We start from the raw sequence: 17254 nt of genomic DNA on the forward strand, positions 1-17254 counted from the left end.
AAAATTCCTAACATTTACTAACACAAAGGAGAAAAATGCTGGCAATAATGTTAAGTAATCAGGATGCACAAGCACTGAGTAAGGCATGGCGTCGTTATCAGGCGTTACTGAAAAAAGCTCATGCGAGCACCAATGAACATGAAAAGCGCTGCTACCAGAGCAAAGCTCATGCGTTGCTACAGCAGCATCATCTTTTTAGCTCTCATTTGGTATCGGTATCTTTTGCACTACGCCCACTACGCAAAGCAGGGCAATACCAGCTCATCCAAGCAATCTGCCAGTTTCATGGGCTCAACGCCATCATGGATAAAGCCATAGATGCTGTTGTGGTCAGCGGTAATAGATCTCATCTGGCACGCTCATGGGAAACCATTACGTTTATCGTCAATCAACTACACACTTTGGCACATACTGCACACACCACAAGCACATTTACCCACCATGAATTACGTACTTTTATCAATAATTACTATCAAGCGTTTATTCGCACATTTCGCACTCATTATGCACTGCACACAGGACTGATGCGCACAAACCACGACTTAAATTTTTACACTCAGAGCAATAATGTAATTGCACTTCATCAACACCATCATCATTACCTACGCAACAGATCTGCCGTCAATTCCCCCAACACCAATATCCACTCCATACAAGCTCATGAAGCAGAAAGAATGAAACTTTTAAGCACTAATCCGCGTATTGCCGGAATGACGTACGGCTGCAAGGATGGCTTGAGCACATTAAAGAGTGCTTATTCACAGTGAGTACAGCTATCACACAAACACTATTCCTGGTAAAACATGATTATGAGCATTAAAGAGCAACTCGAAGTAGAGACAAAGTTCTCCGTTGCAGCAGATACAGCCTTACCTCACCTTGGCGCGATTGAATATATTACGCAGGTAAGTGAACCAGAAATTTTGGAGTTATCTGCCACATATTTTGATACTGCTGATTTGCGATTGAGTAAAGAAAAAATCACATTGCGCAGACGTAGTGGTGGTCATGATGCTGGTTGGCATATCAAGATACCAAGTTCTCATGGTCGTATTGAATTACATCATGAGTTCAGTGATGAGCCGCCGCAGTCACTCTTACACTTTGTTCGTGCCATTATTCGTGATGAAGAACTGGTTGCTATTGCTGAGGTCAATAATGAACGTCACCAAAGTATGTTGCAGCATGGAGATCACGTCGTAGCCGAATTTTGTGACGATCATGTCACCGCTACCTCTTTCTTGCCTGGTGGCAAGCGCACTCAATGGCGCGAGTGGGAAATGGAATTAACCACCCAAGCGCAAGAATTAGCTCTATCTGATGCGTTATTGCACTCAGCTCACACAATCCTGACAAAAGCAGGGGCACAATTATCCCATAGCCCATCGAAGTTGCTCATGGCATTAGGCGATTCCATTCACAATGTTTCTGATTCCTCCCGGCAGCTTATTCTTTCAGCAGATCACCCCGCATATAGTGTGCTGAGTGCATTGCAGGCTAGTCGAGATGAGCTGATTCGCTGGGATCCACAAGTTCGTAGGAACACAGATGATTCTGTCCATCAGATGCGTGTTGCTAGTCGTCAGTTGCGTAGTCTTTTGCAATCTTTCGACGGCATTATTGATAGGAAGCACTATAGTCATGTGGAAGATGCCCTCAAACAATTGGCGCATATTCTGGGCAAAGCGCGCGACGCGGAGGTCGTGGCCGAACGCTTTGATTGGCTTCTTGCACAACCTGAACACCGCAATATCAGTGAGGAAGTAGGCGCTTCTATTCACTCTAGTATTGCTGCACGTTATCACCGTGCGCACCAACATATTCTCAAGGCTCTCGATTCCACAGCATATATCACTATGCTTAATCAACTCGATGAGCTTATTGCTCAACCAGTTCTCGCTCCTGCTTCCGGTGCTTCTACTTCAGAGGAACTCAACGCAGGGCAAACATTGGCGCGGCAGTTAGAAAAAAGTTTCGCGGCGCTGAAAAAGCGTCATAAATTTGCTATTCGTGGTTGGCAAGATCGCGGGATAACTGTAGCAGAACAAGAAAATCGCGTGCATGATGTGCGTAAAGCAGCAAAGAAATTGCGGTATTGCTCTGAAGCAGTCACGCGTTCTGGTCATGTAAATACTAAAAATCTCACCCGCGCTTGTAAGCATCTGCAAAAGGTACTTGGTGATTATCAAGATGCGCTTACCTCGCGTGATACTATTCGCACTCTTGCTGAACAGGCTTATCGTAATGGTCAGAATACTTTTGAGTATGGGATTCTCTACAGCAGTGAAGAACATAGTGCTCAGCAAGCTCTCGGGCAATATGATGAGGCCTTTGTGTTAGTAGAAAAAGCCTATCGTCAGGTGAGCAAAGTGAACAAGGAGCAGCGTACTTCTAAGAAGAAAAAGTAGGCTGGTGCAAAGAAGATAGCTCGCGGTCTAGTACCACGAGCTATCCCTACTACCACTGTTCATTGTCTGCTTCATCTTGTTGATCAGCAATGATTGTGCGTTGCCGAGCAATCTCTAGAGCGTGTTCTGCCTCTTCACGAGTTTTGTATGGTCCAAGTCGCTGGGAAAAACCAGAAACACGTCCTTGTTCTGCTTGTCCAGTTTTTTGATTGTAGTACCACAATTCATCGGGGTCAGTGTCATGATCAAACATCATCATGCCTTTCTACGCCTCTAGTCACAGTCGCCTCTCGGTCGACATATTCTTCCAAGTATGTTTCCTCATGCGGCTTATCACCACAGTACATAGAAGTGCAGCAATAACAACAATGCTGCACACCAATGCAGTGCGCTAATACGCATATCACGTCCCAGCATACCCAAGCCGGTAAGTCTTAGCGCGCACGTTGTTTGTTATCTGGGCTTATCATCTGAGCTTGTCACATGACTTTCATATGACGCATAGTCAGGCGCTAAGGTATAAAAGGTAATAAAAGGATTAAAAAAATAAAATATCAATGCCCAGTGCACGCACCACCGTTGAGCCAGTTTTCCTCATCGACAGACTCGATATACGCTCGATACACGTCGGTAGGCTGTCGCGTGCACATGAATAACTTTTTAATACAAGGAGTGTCCATGACAGTGTGGCAGGTCGTCGAGTTTGATCTCACCGATTATGCAGTACGTGTTCATCGAGAAAAATTTGGGCAGCCAACAGCTGCTGCTACTGCCCCTGCTTCTTATTCCCTCATGGGCGAACACACTGATCATTATGGCGGCATGGTGCTCACAGGCCTATCGCACCTTAGGCTTGCCGTCGCAATTTCGCCGCGCAAAGACACAAGTATCAACGTGCATGAGGTCTTTGTGGATCCTCAGACTCAAACTCCACATACACAGCAATGGCACAGCAATTTATCAAACATTACTCAGATCAGTGCTGCGCAAGCTGATAAAAATACTGCTGACCGCCTCTGCGGCGTAATTTTTACCATGACTCAGCGCCAATTACTTTCCCGGGACACCACCGGGTTCGACATCACAATCCTCGGCACCATTCCTCACGACGAAGGCCTAGGGTATCGTGCCGCCGTCGATGTAGCAACGGCACTGGCAGTTGCTCGCAATATCGAAGACACTGATTCCGCCCCAACCAAAGCAAAAATTGCTGACGTATGTTTTCAAGCAGCAAACACCTATAGCGAAGTACCTGCGTCCCGATCCAGGTATAGCACCATCATGCGTGGTCATGGCAGTGCAATCAATGTCATCAACTATGCCGATGGCTCCATCACCCAAGCATCTCACCCCGTTGGAGCTGCAACTCAAACAGCGGGATTCTTTCTTGTTCCACGCACCGGAGATACGGCTGCTCTTTGTGAGCAAGCAGTAGCGCAACGCAATGCTTTCATCGAGCAGGCAACCCGCGCGTTTGGTGCAGAAACTTTGTTTTTGCTCCCTGAGGCGCCGTCGCGAGTAATTGATTGGCTGCGTGCGGTTCATGAGGTCAATGGTCATGACGGTATGCCAAGCATTGCAGACGCAAGTAATTGGTTGTCGTTTCTTCATCAAGAAACTCAAGACGTCATCCAGGCAGCGCAAGCAATTCGCTCCCGACGACACACTGAGCTTTTCCCACTGCTAGAACGTTCACAATTCAATACTCAACAACTCTATGGTCTTACCAATATCGACACTGCTCTTCATGCTTTTGCTCGCCAACACAATGCACTGAGCGCACGCAGTCTTAGTGCCGGTGTCTCTGGTGCGATTTTGGCAATTGTTTCAGAGAATAACGCTGAGGAATTTCTGGACGCGTGTGATGCGAAAGACGCAATCATCATTCCGTTAAGTGCTGGTGAGGCAGCAAGCATTCATTTTAAGGAATAACACATGGCGTGGCTACGCCCCTACCTGTATATCCATCCCTGTTATCCCCAATGATAAAAAGTAGAGGCGAAAGAGTTTTCCGATAAGCCGGATTCTGTACCGTTATGTCACGGTGGCGATCATCCATCTGGACGAACGAAGTTCGCCTCAAGCAGTCACCCGCGAACATCAAGCGAGTAGCCTTCAAGCGTCCGCGCAGATACGCTTAATGCGTATCTTCTTACCTTGCTCCCGGTGGGGTTTACCTAGCCACGATAGTCACCTACCATGCTGGTGCGCTCTTACCGCACCCTTTCACCCTTACCCATTACTGGGCGGTCTTCTCTCTGTGGCACTTGCCCGCGGATTGCTCCGGGTTGCCGTTAGCAACCACCGCACTCTGTGGAGTCCGGACTTTCCTCGATAAAACGCCAGCAAGCCAATAAAATATAGGCCTCGGTACATTTCACCGCGATCGCCTGGAAAACTCAATCGCGCTTTCACACTCTACTCCATGCCAAGTACAAAAGCACAAATAGTGACAATACGTAGATAAACACACGCGCAAACGCTAAGCACTTGGTAAGTTTTTGAGATGATCAACACCATTAAATAGGCGCATACACATTGGTCCATCAGCATAAAAATCAACAATAGAGATTGCTGCCAGATCAAGATGAAGTCGATGGAACACGTCGGCTGGTGCCCCCAAGACACTACGCACAACTGATTTAATTGGTGTCACATGACTTACCAAAACCACAGTTTTACCTGCATATTTCTGCTTTAGTTGCGTCATTGTGTCTGCCACTCGCTGCGCTACCATATCCAAAGATTCTCCTGCAGGTGGCACTACTGTTGAATCAATAAGCCACTGACTATGCAACTTAGGATATTGGTCACGCACCTGGTTAAAACTCAACCCCTCCCAATCCCCAAAGTTCATCTCTTTTAACCCTGGCTCAGTTTTAAGGTTGAGTCCTAGTTCCTGCGCGACAATAGTTGCAGTCTGTTGTGCTCGCTGCAGTGGAGAAGAAATTACCGCATCAATCACGCCCAGATCTCCCACAGCACAAACAGGATCTGCACTGCCCAACACGCTATTACGTGCGGTAGCGCTACGCTGCACCAACCATTGTGCTGCTGCTTGGGCTTGTTGCAGACCCAACTGTGTTAATTCTGGATCACTGTGTCCGCTATATTGCTTTGCTGCCGACATCGCCGTTTGTCCATGCCTCAATAAGATAAAACGCGTGGGCTGGGTACACGCACCATGCCACGTCTCATTCTGGCTCACTGATTCAGCAGCACGAGCAGCGTCAGCACCACGCACACCAGTATCAGCATCATGCTCAGAAACAGCACTGCCAGTATCAGCAGTATCAACACCGCCTGTAGCACTGTTACCACTACCCAGCACCCCAATCGGCGCTCCTGCCGCTAAGGCGTCCATAGCTTGGTTGGCCAGTTCGTCCGCACGCGCATTTTCTTTACGCGGAATCCACGAATACGTCACTGTGGAAAATGAGTTAGCTATTTTTTTGCATTGCAATGCAAGCTGTTGCATATCAGGGTGCTTGATTTTCCATCTGCCGGTCATTTGTTCTACCACCAGCTTAGAATCCATTTTCACATGAACCACCGTGGCACCATGACGCTGTGCCGCAGCTAACCCATTGAGCAACCCATAATACTCAGCAACATTGTTAGTAGCTTCCCCCACCACATAGGCTATTTTTTCCACTACTACGCCACTAGCAGCATCAATAACAACGCTACCTGCACCAGCTATGCCGGGGTTACCACGCGAACCACCATCTGTTTCGAGGATAATCTCTGCCATAATTGTGTGTCCTTGATTCTTCAGCGATTTTTAGCGCACTAAATAACTATTACAATCAGGGCATTGCGCAAGCTCATCAGCTGGCGTTTGGCGAATTTTAGCAATCTCTACTGGCGGCAATGTAATAAAGCACCCACTACAACTGCGTCCATTAAACTTTGCTACCCCCACCCCATTTTCCGCAAAACTCTGATCAAAAAGAGCAACACTATCGTGGGGTAATGTCGCACGCAAATGCGCAATGCGCTCATGTTTTTCTTGTAAGCTCCAAGCCGTTGGCGCTGCGTCGGCAGCACGGCTGGCAAGCTCAATTTTGCGATCCAACTCTGATAAATGCGCCCCATGCACAGCCACATTATTGCGCAGTGCATGAATCTGATTGTGTGCTTCTTGCAACTCAGACATTAAATCTGCAATGCGCGACTTTACCGAGTAGAGGTCATGCTCTAAATCTTTACGGGTTTCCCTGTCGATACTTGCGCCAAGTTGTCGTTTATCATCAGCTTCTCGACGCCGCAGCTTTGTCTCATCAGCCTGAATGCGCGCAATCTCTAATTCCATATCATCCACAGCTAATTGTGCAGAGGATGCAGCTTGCACCATTCTTTCTCGTTCATCAACGAGCCGAGCTAGTTCTTTATGTTCTTCGCTTGGTTCTGGCTCAATATGAGAATTATGTTTTAGAGCACGACTGAGCGTTGCCAGTTCTAAAAGTTCTTCTTGCTGTTGTGGCGATAGTTTCATATGTTTTCCTCTACTTTCCTCATTATCTTTCCGGTACCAAATGTGTCGAATGCACAGAAATAGTCCACGGATCAGTACGAATATCAAGCACTTCGACGCTTACCTCAGGCAATTGTTCTCGCAGAATCTGTGCCGCTTGCTCAGTCCAAGGAAACTCACTTGCCCAATGCGCAGTATCAATAATGAATGGTCCGCCAGCACGCAATGACTCATCAACTGGGTGGTGGCGTAAATCTGAGGTGACATATACATCAACGCCTAGTCCACGTACTGCGTCCAAGAAACTATCGCCAGCACCAGAGGATACTGCTATGGTCTGTACCATTGCATCCGGATCACCTGCGGCACGTACTCCCCACGTGGTAGTTGGCAGTGCGTTGGCGACCTGTTGCACAAAGTCACGCAAACGCATAGGCTGCGGCAATTGCCCAACGCGCCCTAGCCCATAAGCGTGTTCCAGCTCCTGAGTATCGTGCAATGCCACAACGTCGTAGGCAGGTTCCTCATAAGGATGTGCGGCACGCAATGCTGCCATAATCCGTTGCCGTTCTTGTGGTTTAGCCACAAATTCCACCCGAATCTCAGCAACGCGTTCTAGTTCTCCCACTGTGCCTTGTGCTGGTTGAGCACCTGATTGTGGGCGAAATTGCCCTGTTCCAGGTGTCTCAAAACTACACTCACTGTAGTTTCCTATCTTTCCTGCACCTGCCGCAAAGACTTGTTCTTTGAGCTTGTCGACGTCCGCAGCAGGAACATATACGCCCCATTTATCTAAGGATTCAGCATGGGGTTGAATCGGTCGACCAGAGCTAATGCCCACAAGCTCTGCTAGTTTGTCGTTCACGCCGGGGCGCGCGGAATCTGCATTAGTGTGCGCGCTAAATAATGCCACACCTGAGCGAATGAGTTGATGGATAATCGCGCCTTTGGGGGTATCGGCTGCTACTGAGCTTACGCCTCGCAAAAGCAACGGATGGTGTGTGATAAGCATATCAGCGCCTTGGTCCACTGCTGCTTGGGCAACTTCCTGAGTGCAATCTAGGGCTAGGACAATTTTCGACACTTCTGCAGCGGGATCACCACACACTAAACCAACTTGATCCCAGCTTTGCGCCAAATACGGCGGATAGGCATTATCCATTACTTTTCTGACGTCTTCTACAGTGGTATTCACCATTATCAGTGTACCTGTTAGTGAACTATTCTTTGGCTCTCTTCGGCAAAAGCCGCCAAGAATGCCTTGACTTGGGATTGCTCTCGCACAGCGAGTCGCCAATACGTTACGCCAAGTCCGGGGAAGGTATCGCAGCGCCTAATTGCTATTCCTCTTTGCAAAAGTGCTTGTCGGATAGGTTCTGGATGAGGATGGGGTACTTTTACCAATAAGAATGGTGCTAGGGAATCACTTGCAAGGCGAAAGCCTGCCGTCGATAAGCTGTGTTGCATGGCTTCTCGTTGTTTGGCGACCTGTTGCTGTAATTGCGGTAATTGTGTGATGCCACGTTCATATACTGCTGCCGCAGCAGCTAATTGCATACTCCCCAGGGGCCAGTGCATTCTGCCGCGTTCTAGTTGGGCAATGAGTTTGGTACTGGCCAGTGCGTAGCCTATGCGCAAGCCGGCTAATCCCCAGGTTTTCGTAAGGCTACGCAGCACAATGATATGCTCTTCACCTGAGGAAATAGCTGCCGCCATGCTATAGGATTCTCCATTTGGAACAATATCCAAAAATGCTTCGTCGACGACGAGCAGAGGTTTCTGCTGAGTTCCTACCCTGGTATGAGTGGCAAGCTCAGCTATGTTTTCTCGGTCATGGAGAACCCCTGTAGGGTTTGTCGGATTGCCGATAATGACCATGTCATTGTCATTGTGTTGTAGCTGCTCGGAAATACCGCCTAAGTCCTTAAAAGGTTCTTGGAGAATAATCCGATCGCTCTCGACGCCACTCTCATGGAAAATAAGCTCTGGTTCGCTAAAACCAGGGTGAATAATTGCTGGTTTTTGTGCCAGGCGCGGCAAGAGGGAAAAACCTTCTGCTGCTCCATTGAGTAGCAGCACGTTTTCTGGGTGCACATTGTGATACTGAGCAATAGATGTGCGTACTTTTTGGGCAAGGCGCGCGTCGGGATACGCGGACAAGGTGGGAATATGTTTGGCCAGGCTTTCTTGAAGCCAGGTTGGGGGCATATTATCTAACACATTGACGCTAAAGTTCAGCGTTGCGCCTCTGGCATCTTCGTCGCCGTGTATTCGTACTCTGGTAGGAGGTGGTGGAACCGTCACTCGCCTATTGTATATAGCAGTGTATGTAGCTAGAGTTCTTTCCCGGCGGTTGCTCATAAAATTTTAAGGAGAAACATAAATGTACCATGTGGTTTTTGTATGCACTGGCAATATCTGTCGTTCCCCTATTGCTGATGTGGTACTAACACAGCATTTACGCAAGAGCACTATGGCTGAGGTTATGGTTTCTTCCTGTGGGATTGGTGGTTGGCATAGCGGGCAACCAGCTGATTCGCGTGCGCTTCGCACATTAGAAACTGCTGGTTATGATGGTTCCGCACATAGGGCTGCACAATTTGGTGCGTCACATCAATCAGCTGATTTATTCATTGCTCTTGATAGTGGGCATGTGCGTGAGTTACAAGCGCTTGGCGTTGCACCAGAAAAGATCCGTTTGCTGCGTAGTTTCGATCCTGCAGCAGACGGCGATCTTGACGTGGCTGATCCTTATTATGGCTCGCTGGATGATTTTGCACTCACCTTAGCTCAGGTCGAGGCTGCTATTCCAGGAATAATTGCGCATATTTCTGCAGAATATAAGGGGTAGAAACTGCAATGACCTTGTAATTTGACAACTAATCTACAGTGATAGTTGTTAGGTATTTTTACTCTTTTCTAGGTTGTTTGTTAAATAAATATGATTACTGATTATTCTGTTTCGACAGTGCTTTTTGCCTTTGCATTGACTGTTTTCGCCGGACTTGCCACAGGAATTGGTGGGTTGATTGCCATTGCAAAGAAAAACCCTGGTCCGCATTTTTTGGCAGGAACAATGGGCTTGTCTGCTGGCGTCATGCTTTATGTCTCTTTTATTGAGCTACTGCCTGAAAGCATTGAATCGCTCACCAGTCATAGTCACGATCATGCAGGGCATACAGACCATGCAGCGCACACTGCTTCATGGATAGCAGTTTCTGTGTTTTTCTTAAGTATGGCAGCGATTGCACTCATCGATCGTCTTATTCCAGAACCCATGCACGTGTCTGAGCATGATATGTCAGATAAAGCAGCACGCCAACATCAACAAGCAATGATGAAAACAGGTTCTATGGCTGCTCTTGCGCTTATGATTCATAATTTCCCTGAAGGTGCTGCTTCCTTTGTGGCCGGTACTGCACAAGCCTCTATCGCACTCCCGGTGGTATGTGCAATTGCCATACACAATATCCCAGAAGGAATCGCAGTAGGGGTTCCGATTAGAGAAGCCACCGGTTCTAAAAAGAAGGCACTATTGTGGACGCTTATCTCTGGTCTTACTGAACCACTCGGTGCTCTTGTTTGTTTATTGTTCCTTATGCCTTTTATGAATGGCATGGCACTCGGTATCATTTTTGCTTGTGTTGCCGGCGTTATGGTTTTTATCAGTCTCGATAAATTACTCCCGGCTGCTCTATCAACCAATAAGCAGCACACAGCGATCTATGGTGTCATCCTAGGCATGGCCATTATGGCGTTGTCGTTATTATTGTTCCACCATACCCACGCGGTATAAGAGCTGAGTGCAGCAGTCAATCTCTGAGGTGTATTCTTAAGACATCATGGCTAAGCAGCGAAAAAAGCACACAGATGCTACACAACCTTGGTGGAAAACTTTTCTACACCCGGGGTGGGTTATTACTTTCCTTTTAGTTATTGCCTTTTCCTATGCTGCGCTGACTGTGTTGTCACCATGGCAGCTGGGCAAGGATGAGGCAATTGTATCGCGTAATGAGCACGTCGAGAAGGCTTATAAAACAGACCCGCAACCGTTCACCGCGGTATTCACTAATGATGGCAGTGTCAAAGACGGGCAAGAATGGATGCGTGTGACTATTCGCGGCAGATTTTTGAGCGATAAAGAAGTGTTGCTTCGATTACGCCCGGTAGAATCTGGTCCTTCTTATCAATCTCTTGTTCCTTTTCAGCTTGACGACGGCACTGTCATGCTCATTAATCGCGGTTGGGTTCCCACTAAGGCAAGTGAAAAACCAGATATCCCCACCCCTCCTAGTGCCGAGATGACGATCACTGCCAATGCCCGTCTCAATGAACAAAAACCAGCTACCAATCCCATGAATGACGGTGGTTACCAGCAAGTTTATGGTATTAACACTCAACAAATTTCCGAACTCATCGGGGTAAGCCTGGGCACAGACTACTTGCAGCTTTCTGAGGATTCAGCTGGTGGACTTAATCCAATACCAGTGCCAAAGTTAGATCGAGGGAATCATTTGTCTTATGGTTTCCAATGGATTGCTTTTGGCATTATGGCACCGCTGGGCTTGGGCTATATGGTGTACTCTGAGCTACGCGAACGCAGACGCGTGCGCGAAGAAGAAGCAGAAATGCTTAGCGCGCCTACTGCTCAAGACCACAATGCCGACACGAAACCCTCACTCCCTAGTGAGTCCGCCCAACAGCAATCACTTCCGACGCGTAGCCGCTATGGTAATACGCGCCCCGATCATTATCGAAACAAGCGTAATCGTTACTAGGCGTTGATCCCACCGGGATAACGTCACTGCCTGCTGAATATGATGTATCTGTGGTGGGTTTCCGCTACCTAATGTTGGGCGCTGTTCTACCCCATGTGCATATTGAGTTTTCCCACCCAATTGCACGCCAAGTGCACCAGCAGCCGTTGCCTCAACCACACCAGCATTGGGGCTAGGATGTGCGGCAGCATCTGTACGCCATGCACCAAGCACCCGACGTGCATTGCCGTGCACCCACCCATAGGCAAGGTGGCTCAATGCTGTAATACGGGCAGGAATAAACGCTAATACATCGTCAAATTTTGCTGCTGCATAACCAAATTGTGCATAGCGTTGGCTGCGATACCCCACCATTGCGTCAAGAGTATTAGCAAGCCGGTGCACGACTACTGCTACTGCGGCATAACGACCGCAAGCTGCAAAGAATAACGGAGCGATCGCTGCGTCGGAAGTGTTTTCTGCTAAAGACTCCACAGTGGCGCGAATGATACCCGCGCGATCCAATGCCTCTGGATCACGAGAACACAACCAAGGAATAAGCGCACGTGCTGCTGTTATATTGTCTTGTGCTAGTTCATCATGCACCCGCTGACCTATTTTTTCTAGTGTTGTTCCACCAAGACTTGACCATAATCCCAGCGCAAGTGCCAATTGTGGTCTTTTCTTTGCCCACAGCGCAACCACCAATGTAGGCGGCAAAATGCACGCACATACATATGTTGCTCCTGCTGCTTTGGTGGGGCGATAACAGATTTTTTCCATCTGCGCGGCATAGGAACCAAATAAGGCAACGGGATGGAGCCGCCCTCCTGGATCGCCAATAATTCTGTCGGCAATTACTCCGGCCAATAGACCACGAAACATATGACCCCCGCATATTTTAAGGGTATAGGCTATATAAAAATAAAAGCACTTCCCTTTGGAAAGTGCTTTTTGTGGTGCGCCCTGACGGGATCGAACCGCCGACCTGCTGGGTGTAAACCAGCTGCTCTCCCAGCTGAGCTAAAGGCGCAGTATGCTGAGAAACTTACTGAATATCTCAGCAGCTCTCTTAGCAACGTCGTAAAGCTTAACACACAGTAGTGAAATAAAGAAAATTCACTTGTTTCCGCTGGGTACAAGGCATGAACCTTGCCATGCTCCTAAGCGTTCTGCTTTAGTTTGCACCAATCCAGCCAACTGTGCGGATTCTGCAATAAGGCCTGGCTCTAATGAACCCGGTTTCCCAGCACCAGGAGTCAATAGCCAGATGCGACCATTACCAGCCAACGGACGAATAACGTCGACGAGACCGTCTACTAGATCGCCATCTTCTTCGCGCCACCAGAGCAAAACGGCGTCACATACCTCATCTGTGTCCTCGTCTAAGAGTTCTTCACCGATGATGTCTTCGATTGCTTCGCTTAGCTCAGAGTAGCAATCTTCATCCCAGCCAATTTCTTGCACCACCATGCCGTCTGTAAAACCTAAACGGCGTGCATGATCCGCAGGAGTTACTGCGGCTTTTTTCTCCTTCGATACTGTTTCGTTCATCACTAGGAACAATACTCCCATTCTGTGATTTTCTCTCATTTTCTGGGGTTATTTTCTTAATTTTTAGAAAAAATTAGACCGCAGAATAGTTCGTAGAACAGTTCAAGAAATATCCACTGTCCCCTAATTGGGTTTGACCATGAGCAAAGCAACCGCAACTGGCGTATTCTAGAAAACGTAATGTGTGCCTTTTTATGCACATACATGCACATATAAATCTCATTGTGATTACACAATCATGAACTCTCACTTGGAGGTGTGGAATGGCGGACCCAACTCAGGGAAAGCACGCTGAGGACACTAATTTTGCGATGATCCGCGATGGTGTTGCGTCTTATCTCAACGACGCCGATCCAGAAGAAACAAATGAATGGATCGATTCTCTCGACGGAATGTTGGCAGACTCAAGTCCAGAACGAGCACGTTTTATCATGCTGCGTCTACTAGAACGTGCCTCAGCACAGCGAGTAGCTTTGCCTCCGCTCACCTCCACTGACTATGTGAACACCATCCCTACCAGCATGGAACCAGATTTCCCTGGTGACGAGGAGATGGAAAAGCGCTACCGTCGTTGGATTCGTTGGAATGCAGCGATTATGGTGCACCGCGCTCAACGCCCTGGGATTGGCGTCGGCGGGCATATTTCAACATATGCTGGTGCAGCTCCACTCTATGAGGTTGGCTTCAACCACTTCTTCCGTGGTAAAGATCATCCAGGTGGCGGTGACCAAATTTTCTTCCAGGGTCACGCTTCTCCTGGTATGTACGCTCGTGCTTTCCTTGAAGGACGCCTCACTGAGGACGACCTCGACGGATTCCGTCAGGAAGTATCGCGCCCACAAGGCGGTTTGCCTTCTTATCCTCACCCACATGGCATGAGAGACTTCTGGGAGTTCCCTACCGTTTCTATGGGTCTTGGCCCAATGGACGCTATTTATCAGGCACGTTTTAACCGTTACCTGCATAATCGCGGTATCAAAGATACTTCTCAGCAGCACGTTTGGGCCTTCCTTGGCGATGGTGAGATGGACGAGCCAGAATCACGCGGTCTTATCCAAATGGCAGCGCTGAACAACCTCGACAACCTCACCTTTGTCATCAACTGTAACTTGCAGCGTCTCGACGGTCCGGTTCGTGGTAATACCAAGATCATCCAAGAGCTTGAGTCTTTCTTCCGTGGAGCTGGTTGGTCAGTTATCAAAGTGGTATGGGGTCGCGAATGGGATCAGCTATTCGAGGCTGACAAAGACGGTGCCCTCGTTGAGTTGATGAATACCACTCCTGATGGGGATTTCCAGACCTTCAAGGCCAATGACGGAAAGTATGTGCGTGAGCACTTCTTCAACCGCGATCCACGTACTGCAAAACTCGTAGCAGATTGGACCGATGAGGAAATCTGGAAACTTCCTCGTGGTGGACACGATTACCGCAAGATTTACGCAGCTTATAAGCGTGCCCTAGAAACCAAGGATCGCCCTACTGTTATCTTGGCGCACACCATTAAAGGTTATGGTCTTGGTCATAACTTCGAGGGACGCAATGCAACGCACCAGATGAAGAAACTCACCCTCGAGGATCTCAAGAAATTCCGCGATAAGCAAGGCATTCCTATTTCTGATGAGCAATTAGAAAAGGATCCTTATTTGCCACCTTACTACCACCCAGGTGAAGACTCGCCAGAAATTAAATACTTGCTGGAGCGTCGTAAAGCTCTTGGTGGTTTCTTGCCAGAGCGTCGGGAAAACTACACGCCACTAGAATTACCGGATCTGGATAAACTGCGTAGTATCCGCAAGGGATCTGGTAAGCAAGAAGTTGCCACCACCATGGCTATTGTGCGCGCGTTCAAGGAGCTTATGCGCGATAAGGAATTGGGCAAGCGCATTGTGCCTATTATCCCTGACGAGGCTCGTACCTTTGGTATGGACTCCTGGTTCCCAACGCTGAAAATCTATAACCCACATGGTCAAAACTACGTGCCGGTGGACCATGACCTCATGCTGTCCTATCGTGAAGCAACAGATGGTCAGATCATGCACGAGGGTATCAATGAAGCAGGTTCTAGCGCAGCATTCATTGCAGCTGGTACAGCGTATGCAACGCATGGCGAACCAATGATTCCAATTTATATCTTCTACTCCATGTTTGGTTTCCAGCGCACAGGCGATTCTTTCTGGGCAGCAGGCGACCAAATGGCTCGTGGCTTTATACTTGGCGCTACCGCAGGACGCACCACCTTAACAGGTGAAGGTTTGCAGCACATGGATGGTCATTCCCAAATTTTGGCATCCACTAACCCTGCAATGGTTTCTTATGACCCTGCCTTTGCTTATGAGATCGCTCACCTCATCCATCGAGGCATTGATCGTATGTACGGCAAAGATGGTGGCGAGAACATCATGTACTATCTCACCATTTACAATGAGCCGATTCCTCAGCCAGCAGAGCCAGAAAACCTCGATGTTGAAGGGCTCCACAAAGGTATTTACCTTTATGAAAAGGCAGAAACTGGCACTGAGCTTGAAGTATCATTGCTTGGTTCTGGTATCGGTATGCAGCAAGCATTGCGCGCACGTGATATTTTGCGCGACGAATACAACATTGGTGCCAATGTATTCTCGGTGACTTCTTGGGTTGAGCTTGCTCGTGAAGGACGCAAGAAAGAACTCGAGCAATTGCGCCACCCAGAAGCTGAGGTAGCAGAAGCATTTGCGACAACTCAGTTGAAGAAGGCTGCTGGCCCATACATTGCAGTTTCCGACTTCGCATCTGATCTCCAAGAGCAAATCCGACGCTTTGTCCCAGGTGATTACACCACCTTGGGCGCAGATGGCTTTGGATTCTCCGATACTCGCCCTGCTGCACGACGATTCTTCAACATTGACGCTGAATCCGTTGTGGTTGCCGCTTTGGCAGCACTGGCACGCCAAGGCAAAGTTGAGCGCAAAATTGTTGCCCAGGCAGCAGAAAAGTTCAACTTGAACGACCCAACCAAAGCATAATCTATGGCGCTAGGCGCATTTCGCGCCACAAACCTCGATTAAGCTCAACGCGCTACCTCACCTAGGTGAGGTAGCGCGTTTCTATATGAGTGGCGTATGCAGCTAGAACCCAATAACTACTGAGCTATGAAATGTGCAATTGCTTTATTGACAACGGCAGGGTTTTCTAGCGGCAACATATGCCCCGCCTGTGGTATTACTTGCAACGCAGCGTGCGGCATAAGCTCACAAATCTTCTCTGCCTGTGCCAGTGGTGTCACGTCGTCTTTGTCACCAACGATGACTACAGCAGGAATATCAGCTACTGCTTGGGCTGCTGCTAACTCATCGTGTTTTTCTAGATCATCAAGGAAACCGACATAGGTTTCTATGGGAGTGGAATTGAGCAATTGTGCGTGCAGTTTCACCGCGGGGCTCATGCCACTGTTCTTGAACATGGTCACACCCAGCGTGGGGGCAATCAAAGCCGCAAACTCCGAGCGTAGTTTTTGCGCTTCTTCTGGAGAGATTTCCATAGCATTTCTAATGTCATCTGCCACGGGGAGCTTTAAGAGTTGAGGGGTACCTTTTCCGGAAAAGGATTCGATTGCGGTGGCTATGAGCACCATGCCACGTATTTGTTTGCGCAGCTTGGGGTAGCGTCGTAAGAGATTAAAACTGACCATTCCACCTAGAGAGTGCCCGACAAGAATAATCGGTCCGGTAATGTTTGCGTCGGTGATGGCTGCATAGACATCATCGGCAGCTCCATCGACGCTGCATTCTGCCACGGGATATTGGGGGGTTTGTCCATGCCCGCGAAAATCAGGCAGCAGGCAACGAGCTCGATGTGCTATTTCTTCAGTTTGGTATTGCCATTGGGTTGCGGCAAGAGTGAAGCCGTGCACAAACACGACTGTTACTGCGCTATCTTCGGGGCCGGTGAGGAAATAGGTATTTTTGCCCACTGTGCGCTTGGTCGAAAAATGTTCTTCCCCGCGTGGCGGTGTTGCCGGCACGCTAGCAAGCCAATGATTGCGCTTGGAACGTTTCGTTAGTCGAAGAAAAGCCATGCGT

The 17254-nt window shown here is 48.5% G+C and carries 15 protein-coding genes, 1 tRNA gene and 1 other RNA gene; 7 read left to right on the forward strand and 10 right to left on the reverse strand.

Annotated elements, in window-relative coordinates; all coding sequences use genetic code 11:
- Positions 1-35: 35 nt before the first annotated feature.
- Positions 36-767, forward strand: coding sequence for a DUF2786 domain-containing protein (locus EML15_RS02480; protein ID WP_144273260.1), 732 nt, complete (start codon positions 36-38; stop codon positions 765-767).
- Between the two features lie 42 nt (positions 768-809).
- A complete protein-coding gene (locus EML15_RS02485; protein ID WP_185967143.1) occupies positions 810-2408 on the forward strand; it encodes a CYTH and CHAD domain-containing protein in 1599 nt (532 codons plus the stop codon).
- Positions 2409-2457: 49 nt separating this feature from the next.
- Here EML15_RS02485 and EML15_RS02490 read toward each other — a convergent pair whose 3' ends face one another.
- Entirely contained in the window at positions 2458-2667 is a 210-nt protein-coding gene (locus EML15_RS02490; RefSeq protein ID WP_246846887.1) for a hypothetical protein, read from the reverse strand.
- 419 nt (positions 2668-3086) lie between these two features.
- Between EML15_RS02490 and EML15_RS02495 the strand changes: the two genes are divergently transcribed.
- On the forward strand, positions 3087-4340 hold the full coding sequence (locus tag EML15_RS02495; RefSeq protein ID WP_185967144.1) for a galactokinase family protein: 1254 nt from the start codon (positions 3087-3089) through the stop codon (positions 4338-4340).
- Positions 4341-4407: 67 nt separating this feature from the next.
- Here EML15_RS02495 and rnpB read toward each other — a convergent pair.
- From rnpB to cobC, 5 genes are all read right to left on the reverse strand, one after another.
- An RNA gene (gene rnpB, locus EML15_RS02500) (RNase P RNA component class A) lies at positions 4408-4810 on the reverse strand.
- An 80-nt stretch (positions 4811-4890) separates the two neighbouring features.
- On the reverse strand, positions 4891-6162 hold the full coding sequence (locus EML15_RS02505; protein ID WP_144273263.1) for a bifunctional RNase H/acid phosphatase: 1272 nt from the start codon (positions 6160-6162) through the stop codon (positions 4891-4893).
- A gap of 30 nt (positions 6163-6192) precedes the next feature.
- Positions 6193-6906 (reverse strand): C4-type zinc ribbon domain-containing protein, encoded by a 714-nt coding sequence (locus EML15_RS02510; protein WP_144273264.1) that lies wholly within the window; start codon positions 6904-6906, stop codon positions 6193-6195.
- A gap of 22 nt (positions 6907-6928) precedes the next feature.
- Positions 6929-8083: a Nif3-like dinuclear metal center hexameric protein gene (locus tag EML15_RS02515; RefSeq protein ID WP_144273265.1), complete on the reverse strand. Its 1155-nt coding sequence runs from the start codon at positions 8081-8083 to the stop codon at positions 6929-6931.
- Between the two features lie 14 nt (positions 8084-8097).
- Positions 8098-9189 carry an Rv2231c family pyridoxal phosphate-dependent protein CobC gene (cobC, locus tag EML15_RS02520; RefSeq protein WP_144273266.1) on the reverse strand — a complete coding sequence of 364 codons (1092 nt, stop codon included), beginning with the start codon at positions 9187-9189 and terminating at the stop codon, positions 8098-8100.
- Between the two features lie 79 nt (positions 9190-9268).
- On the opposite strand from cobC, the gene EML15_RS02525 reads away from it, so the two are divergent.
- The 3 genes from EML15_RS02525 to EML15_RS02535 all read left to right on the forward strand — a co-directional run bounded on the left by EML15_RS02525 (position 9269) and on the right by EML15_RS02535 (position 11663).
- A complete protein-coding gene (locus tag EML15_RS02525; protein WP_144273267.1) occupies positions 9269-9736 on the forward strand; it encodes a low molecular weight protein-tyrosine-phosphatase in 468 nt (155 codons plus the stop codon).
- Positions 9737-9826: 90 nt separating this feature from the next.
- Complete coding sequence (gene zupT / locus EML15_RS02530) at positions 9827-10681, forward strand: zinc transporter ZupT (protein ID WP_144273268.1); 855 nt, start codon at positions 9827-9829, stop codon at positions 10679-10681.
- A gap of 46 nt (positions 10682-10727) precedes the next feature.
- Complete coding sequence (locus EML15_RS02535; RefSeq protein WP_144273269.1) at positions 10728-11663, forward strand: SURF1 family protein; 936 nt, start codon at positions 10728-10730, stop codon at positions 11661-11663.
- On the opposite strand, the gene cbiB is transcribed toward EML15_RS02535, so the two are convergent.
- From cbiB to EML15_RS02550, 3 genes are all read right to left on the reverse strand, one after another.
- A complete protein-coding gene (cbiB, locus tag EML15_RS02540) occupies positions 11592-12527 on the reverse strand; it encodes an adenosylcobinamide-phosphate synthase CbiB (RefSeq protein ID WP_144273270.1) in 936 nt (311 codons plus the stop codon). The genes EML15_RS02535 and cbiB overlap by 72 nt on opposite strands.
- Before the next feature lie 72 nt (positions 12528-12599).
- A tRNA-Val gene (locus tag EML15_RS02545) sits at positions 12600-12675 on the reverse strand.
- Positions 12676-12761: 86 nt separating this feature from the next.
- Positions 12762-13196: a DUF3052 domain-containing protein gene (locus EML15_RS02550; RefSeq protein WP_144273462.1), complete on the reverse strand. Its 435-nt coding sequence runs from the start codon at positions 13194-13196 to the stop codon at positions 12762-12764.
- A 263-nt stretch (positions 13197-13459) separates the two neighbouring features.
- Between EML15_RS02550 and aceE the strand changes: the two genes are divergently transcribed.
- Positions 13460-16198 (forward strand): pyruvate dehydrogenase (acetyl-transferring), homodimeric type, encoded by a 2739-nt coding sequence (aceE, locus tag EML15_RS02555; protein WP_144273271.1) that lies wholly within the window; start codon positions 13460-13462, stop codon positions 16196-16198.
- Positions 16199-16314: 116 nt separating this feature from the next.
- On the opposite strand, the gene EML15_RS02560 is transcribed toward aceE, so the two are convergent.
- On the reverse strand, positions 16315-17250 hold the full coding sequence (locus EML15_RS02560) for an alpha/beta hydrolase (RefSeq protein WP_144273272.1): 936 nt from the start codon (positions 17248-17250) through the stop codon (positions 16315-16317).
- Between the last annotated feature and the right edge of the window lie 4 nt (positions 17251-17254).

Origin of the sequence: Corynebacterium sp. sy017 (assembly GCF_017918135.1) — a bacterium.
Taxonomy (GTDB): domain Bacteria; phylum Actinomycetota; class Actinomycetes; order Mycobacteriales; family Mycobacteriaceae; genus Corynebacterium.

Bases quoted from the DNA above. Each gene is read 5' to 3' on its own strand.
- EML15_RS02480 (WP_144273260.1), top strand. From the start codon at position 36: ATGCTGGCAATAATGTTAAGTAATCAGGATGCACAAGCACTGAGTAAG.
- EML15_RS02485 (WP_185967143.1), top strand. From the start codon at position 810: ATGAGCATTAAAGAGCAACTCGAAGTAGAGACAAAGTTCTCCGTTGCA.
- EML15_RS02490 (WP_246846887.1), bottom strand. From the start codon at position 2,667: ATGATGATGTTTGATCATGACACTGACCCCGATGAATTGTGGTACTAC.
- EML15_RS02495 (WP_185967144.1), top strand. From the start codon at position 3,087: ATGACAGTGTGGCAGGTCGTCGAGTTTGATCTCACCGATTATGCAGTA.
- EML15_RS02505 (WP_144273263.1), bottom strand. From the start codon at position 6,162: ATGGCAGAGATTATCCTCGAAACAGATGGTGGTTCGCGTGGTAACCCC.
- EML15_RS02510 (WP_144273264.1), bottom strand. From the start codon at position 6,906: ATGAAACTATCGCCACAACAGCAAGAAGAACTTTTAGAACTGGCAACG.
- EML15_RS02515 (WP_144273265.1), bottom strand. From the start codon at position 8,083: ATGGTGAATACCACTGTAGAAGACGTCAGAAAAGTAATGGATAATGCC.
- EML15_RS02525 (WP_144273267.1), top strand. From the start codon at position 9,269: ATGTACCATGTGGTTTTTGTATGCACTGGCAATATCTGTCGTTCCCCT.
- zupT (WP_144273268.1), top strand. From the start codon at position 9,827: ATGATTACTGATTATTCTGTTTCGACAGTGCTTTTTGCCTTTGCATTG.
- EML15_RS02535 (WP_144273269.1), top strand. From the start codon at position 10,728: ATGGCTAAGCAGCGAAAAAAGCACACAGATGCTACACAACCTTGGTGG.
- cbiB (WP_144273270.1), bottom strand. From the start codon at position 12,527: ATGTTTCGTGGTCTATTGGCCGGAGTAATTGCCGACAGAATTATTGGC.
- EML15_RS02550 (WP_144273462.1), bottom strand. From the start codon at position 13,196: ATGAACGAAACAGTATCGAAGGAGAAAAAAGCCGCAGTAACTCCTGCG.
- aceE (WP_144273271.1), top strand. From the start codon at position 13,460: ATGGCGGACCCAACTCAGGGAAAGCACGCTGAGGACACTAATTTTGCG.
- EML15_RS02560 (WP_144273272.1), bottom strand. From the start codon at position 17,250: ATGGCTTTTCTTCGACTAACGAAACGTTCCAAGCGCAATCATTGGCTT.